This is a genomic window from Streptomyces sp. NPDC056361, from assembly GCF_042262805.1.
Lineage (GTDB): Bacteria > Actinomycetota > Actinomycetes > Streptomycetales > Streptomycetaceae > Streptomyces.
Map to the genome: position 1 here is coordinate 1 of NZ_JBHJQI010000264.1, position 5,275 is coordinate 5,275.

Here is a 5,275-nt window from a genome sequence, read left to right on the forward strand (position 1 = left end):
ACGTCACCTCCACCAAGCTCGACGCCGGCCTCAAGGCCTGGCAGGAAGCCAGCGTGAAGTACGGCAACGACCAGGGCTTCACCGTCAACAAGTAGCTCGACACCGCGGCTTCGGCTGCCCCTTCTCGCGAGGGGCGGTCGGAGCCTTCGTGCGTTCGTTTCTGTGCGATTCCCCTTCAGAGATGACATGTGCACGACAATCATCAAGTCTCCTATCTCGTACGTCGATTACGGCTCTGAGCGGCTCTGATTACGGACGTATCTCAACTTGCCACGGGGCTTGACGGTTCGGACGGCTAGGCGGTGTCATGGTCTTGCGCGTTTGAATCTGTTTGGTTTCGAGGGATTGTGATGCCCAGGCGGGGTGCCCAGCACTCCGCGGCCCGCCCCTCCTCCGCCCCGCACGACCCGCACGACCCGCACGCCGGACGCGGCGGTCGTCGCCCGCACTAAGGAGCCCCCGATGTTCCGTTCCGCACCCCGCCGTGTGGCCGCCGCCACCGCACTCGTCGTCTCGCTCGGCCTGACCTCGGCCGCCTGTTCGTCCGGGAAGGCCGCGACCGGCGGCGACGACCAGGTCGCCAAGGTCGACGGGAAGATCTCGATCACGTACCTCCAGAAGCAGGGCGACCAGGAGTACTTCATCGGCGAGGCCGCCGGCGCGAAGGCGAAGGCCGAAGAGCTCGGCATCGACCTCAAGGTCGTGAACCTGGGCAACGACGCCAACAAGACCGTCAGCGAAGTGCAGTCGGCGATCGCGCAGAAGACGAACGGCGTCATCATCGTCGTGCCCGACCCGGCCGTCGGCCCGCAGGTCGTGCAGACCGCGAAGGACGGCAAGGTCGCCCTGCTGACCTCCGACGACCAGATCTGCACCACCGGCCCGGACCCGGCCGCCTGCGGCAAGGCCGACCTGGTGCCGCGGATCGGGTTCAGCGGCGCCCAGATGGGCGAGGAGGTCGGCAAGCGCGCCGCCGCCGAGTTCCAGAAGGCGGGCTGGACCGCCGCCGACACCCGGGTCGTCTCGGCCTGGAAGCAGGACGTGACCGTCTGCGGCGACCGCGTGGCGGCCGCCAAGAAGGCCTTCGACGCGGCCGTCCCCGGTGTGAAGACCATCGACGTCCCCACCGACAACACGCCCACCGGCGCCCAGGACAAGATCGCCGCCACCGTCACCGCCAACGCCGGTGTCAAGAACTGGGTGATCTGGGGCTGCAACGACGAGAACGTGATGGGCGGCGTCACGGCGCTCGCCAACGCCGGCGTCAAGCCCGCGAACGTCGTCGGTGTCGGCCTCGGCGCCTACCTGGCCTGCAAGGAATGGCAGTCGGACAAGGAGAGCGGCATGAAGGCCGCGCTCTTCATCAACGGCAAGGACGTCGGCGCCCTGGCCGTCCAGACCATGTACGACAAGCTCAAGAACGGCAAGGACTTCCCCGCCGAAGCCTTCGCCCCCACCACCATGGTCGACCACGCCTCCTGGAAGACCGCCGGAGTCACCTGCGGCTGAGTACTCCCGGCCGGCGGCCGCCATCGGAATCGCCGCCGGCCGGTGACCCACTGCCCGGCGCGTCGGACCCTCCTCCCACCCCCCCCCCGGACCCGACGCGCCGGCCCAGGCCCCTCCTCCCGCGCACCGCCCCCGCCTTCGCCCCGGTGCGCGGGCCCCGGCCCCCGAGCCCTCCGCCCGCGAGGCGCCGGGTTCCCCCCACACCCACTCCCGGCGCGCCGGACCATCCCCCCGCTGTCCGGCGCGTCGGGTCCCCACCCCCAGACCGGCCCCGCACTTCGCGCTCCGCACCCTGCCTTCGAGGTGAACCGAGACATGACCCGATCCCCTCACCCGGACTCCGCTCCGGGATCCCCCGACGGCCCGCCTTCCGCGGGCTCCCGCCCCCCGTCCGTCGGGGTGTCGGGCATCATCAAGCGCTTCGGCGAGGTACGGGCGATCGGCGGCGTCACGCTCGACTTCCCGGCCGGGCAGGTCACCGCCCTCATGGGGGAGAACGGTGCGGGAAAGTCCACCCTGCTCAAGATCCTCACCGGCGACCACCAGCCCACCGAGGGGCACGTGGTCGTGGACGGAGCACCCGTCACGCTCGACTCCCCGGCCCGCGCCCGGGCCGCCGGCATCCGGATCATCCCGCAGGAACCCGAGATCGTTCCGCACATATCCGTCGCGGAGAACGTCTACGCGGGAGCCCTGCCCCGCAAGCGCGGGCGGCTGCTCGACCGGGCCGAGCTCGACCGGCGCATCAGGGCCGACCTGGAGCGCCTCGGCTTCTCCCACGTCCTCGATCCGGACCTGCTCGGCTCCCAGCTCACGCCCGCCCAGCGGCAGTTGGTGGAGATCATGAGGGCGCTGACCGGCGGCACCGCCGCCCGTCTGATCGCGTTCGACGAGCCCACCTCCTCCCTGTCCGAGCACGAGGTCGACGCGCTGTTCGCGCTGATCCGGCGGCTGCGCGACGACGGCATCGCGATCGTCTACGTCTCGCACCGCATGCAGGAGATCTTCCAGCTCGCCGACCGCATCGCGGTGCTGCGCGACGGCACCCTCGTCGGCGTGCAGGACGCCCGCACCACCGACGAGGGCGAGCTCGTACGGCTGATGGTGGGCCGCGACCTCTCCGCCATGTTCGTACGGCAGCGGGTCGCCACGGACCGGCTGGTCCTCGACGTCCGGAACCTCACAACCGACGACGTCACCGACATCTCCCTGCAGGTGCACGCCGGCGAGGTCGTCGGCCTGGCGGGCCTGATCGGCGCCGGACGCTCGGAGCTCGCGCTCGCCCTCGCGGGCGACCTGCCGATCCGCGCCGGTACGGCCACGCTGGACGGCGTACGGCTGCGCGGCGGGCGGCCCGGTGACGTGATCCGCGCCGGACTCGGGCTCGCGCCCGAGGAGCGCAAGGCGCAGGCGCTGTTCCTCCAGCAGAGCATCAAGGAGAACGCCTCCCTGGTCGTCCTGGACCGGCTGCGGCGCTTCCGCTTCGTGCGGCGCGCGGCGGAACGCCGACTCGCCCAGGAGTTCTCCGACCGGCTCCGGGTACGCACCCCGTCGATCGACCACGAGGTGCGCAAGCTGTCCGGCGGCAACCAGCAGAAGGTCGTGCTCGCCCGGTGGCTCGCCCGCAAGCCGAAGGTGCTGATCCTCGACGAGCCGACCCGGGGCATCGACGTCGGCGCGAAGGCGGAGATCTACCAGATCATCGCCGACCTGGCGGCCGAGGGAGTCGCCGTGCTCGTCATCTCGTCCGAACTCCCCGAACTCCTCGGCCTCGCCGACCGGGTGGTCGTCATGCAGGGCGGCCGGATCACCGGCGAACTCGACCGCAGCGAAGCCACCGAAGAAGCCATCCTCGAACTCGCCATGGCCGACGACATCGTCGGCGCCGCCCCTGGAGCCTCGTCATGACCCTCACCAGCACCCCCGCACCGACCGTCAAGGGCTCCGGCGGCGACGGCCGCGCCTCGCGGCGCCCCGCGTTCCTGGCCGGCATCGGCGGTCAGAACATCAGCCTCGTCGGAGCGCTCCTCGTCGTCCTCGTCCTGTTCGGCGTCCTCAACGACAACTACCTGAGCCTGTCCAACATGCAGGTGATCGCCGAGGCGGCGACCATCACGGGCCTGCTCGCCATCGTGCAGACCGTCGTCATCATCTGCGGCGGCCTCGACATCTCCGTCGGTTCCCAGGTCGGCGTGGCGTCCGTGGTCAGCGCCATGGTGTTCACCACCACCGGCTCGGGCGCCGTCCTCGGCATGGCCGCCGCCGTCGGCGTCGGCCTCCTCGTCGGTGCGCTGAACGGCGTCGTCATCGTCTACGGGCGGGTCAACCCCACCATCGCCACGCTCGCCGGCCTCGCCGCCTACAAGGGCCTCGCCCAGCTCCTCTCCGACGGGCGCGCGCAGGGATACGTCCTCAACGACGACCTGTTCGTCTTCCTCGGCCGCGGCAAGATCGCCGGCCTGCCGGTGATGGTCTGGATCCTCGTCGTCGTCGCCGTCACCGTGCACCTGCTGCTCAAGTACACGGACATCGGCCGCAACCTCTACGCGATCGGCGGCAACGACACCGCCGCCCGCCTCGCGGGCATCAGCATCAACAAGTACCTGATCTGCGTCTACACCCTCATCGGCGCCGTCGCCGCCGTCGCCGGCATCCTCCTCACGGCCCGCACCGGCTCCGGCCAGCCCGTCTCGGGCAGCGAAGGCCTCGAACTCAAGGCCATCACCGCCGCGGCCCTCGGCGGCGCCGCCCTCAAGGGCGGCAAGGGCGGCATCGGTGGCACCCTCCTCGCGGTGGCCCTCCTCGGCTGCCTGGAGAACGGTCTGACGGTCCAGGGCATCAACACCTTCTGGCAGAACGTCGCCCAGGGCGCCCTCCTCGTCATCGCCGTCGTCATCCAGCAGCGCCGCAGCGGCGAACGCGCCGTCGGTCTCCCGCACTGACGGACCCCTCGGACGGCCGGCGATGCCCCAGCGGCACCGCCGGCCGTCCTGGTTGTTCGGGGGGATGGGGAACAGGCATTCGCGGAGGGCTGCGATACGCCATACTTACCATTCGGTAACACCGTCGGTCCGTCCCTCGGAGCATCCGACGCCCCGCCCGCCCCCTGCCCCAGGAGCGCCGCCATGGCCCGATCCGCTCGTTCCGCACTGCTGCTGGCCGGCCTGCTCGCGTCGGCGGGCGTCGCCCACTTCGCGGCCCCGAAGCAGTTCGACGCCATCGTGCCCGAGTCCCTGCCGGGCAGCCCCCGCACCTGGACCGCCGTCAGCGGCGCGGTGGAACTCGCGCTCGCCGCCGGACTCGCCGTCCCTGCGACCCGGCGCCGCAGCGCCCGGGCGGCAGCCCTCTTCTTCGCCGGGGTGTTCCCCGCCAACGTGAAGATGGCCCACGACTGGCGGAACCGCCCCACGCCCGCCAAGGCCGTCGCCTACGCGCGGCTGCCGCTCCAGGTCCCGCTGATCCTCTGGGCGCGCTCCGTCGGCCGCGGCGACTGACGGGCCCGAGCACGGACCGGTCGCCCGGGCCCCGACCCGCGGCTCAGTAGCGGCCGGCCGCCAGGAGGGGACCTCGCACGCCACCACCGCCTGCCGCGCCGGCGCCGCCGCGTACGCACCCGGCACCGCCACCGCCCGCGTTCACTCCGACAGCCGCCCCACCGGCCGGCCGGTGGGGCGGCTGGCGAGGCCGCGGAAGTTACGACGCGACACTAGTGCCAGTAGCTGATCCTCACGTCGCTGTGCGCGGGGTAGGACTTGGGGGTTTAGAT

4 protein-coding genes are annotated in these 5,275 nt (G+C 71.5%); all 4 read left to right on the forward strand.

What is annotated here, in order from left to right; translation table 11 throughout:
• Window positions 1-462: 462 nt before the first annotated feature.
• The 4 genes from ACFCY7_RS39660 to ACFCY7_RS39675 all read left to right on the forward strand — a co-directional run bounded on the left by ACFCY7_RS39660 (window position 463) and on the right by ACFCY7_RS39675 (window position 5,003).
• Window positions 463-1,509: a substrate-binding domain-containing protein gene (locus tag ACFCY7_RS39660; protein ID WP_376490937.1), complete on the forward strand. Its 1,047-nt coding sequence runs from the start codon at window positions 463-465 to the stop codon at window positions 1,507-1,509.
• Window positions 1,510-1,824: 315 nt separating this feature from the next.
• Window positions 1,825-3,417: a sugar ABC transporter ATP-binding protein gene (locus ACFCY7_RS39665; RefSeq protein WP_376490938.1), complete on the forward strand. Its 1,593-nt coding sequence runs from the start codon at window positions 1,825-1,827 to the stop codon at window positions 3,415-3,417.
• On the forward strand, window positions 3,414-4,451 hold the full coding sequence (locus tag ACFCY7_RS39670; protein WP_376490939.1) for an ABC transporter permease: 1,038 nt from the start codon (window positions 3,414-3,416) through the stop codon (window positions 4,449-4,451). The genes ACFCY7_RS39665 and ACFCY7_RS39670 overlap by 4 nt, the downstream gene beginning before the upstream one ends.
• Before the next feature lie 183 nt (window positions 4,452-4,634).
• Window positions 4,635-5,003 (forward strand): DoxX family protein, encoded by a 369-nt coding sequence (locus ACFCY7_RS39675; protein ID WP_376490940.1) that lies wholly within the window; start codon window positions 4,635-4,637, stop codon window positions 5,001-5,003.
• The last annotated feature ends 272 nt before the right edge of the window (window positions 5,004-5,275 follow it).

Bases quoted from the DNA above. Each gene is read 5' to 3' on its own strand.
- ACFCY7_RS39670 (WP_376490939.1), top strand. From the start codon at position 3,414: ATGACCCTCACCAGCACCCCCGCACCGACCGTCAAGGGCTCCGGCGGC.
- ACFCY7_RS39660 (WP_376490937.1), top strand. From the start codon at position 463: ATGTTCCGTTCCGCACCCCGCCGTGTGGCCGCCGCCACCGCACTCGTC.
- ACFCY7_RS39675 (WP_376490940.1), top strand. From the start codon at position 4,635: ATGGCCCGATCCGCTCGTTCCGCACTGCTGCTGGCCGGCCTGCTCGCG.
- ACFCY7_RS39665 (WP_376490938.1), top strand. From the start codon at position 1,825: ATGACCCGATCCCCTCACCCGGACTCCGCTCCGGGATCCCCCGACGGC.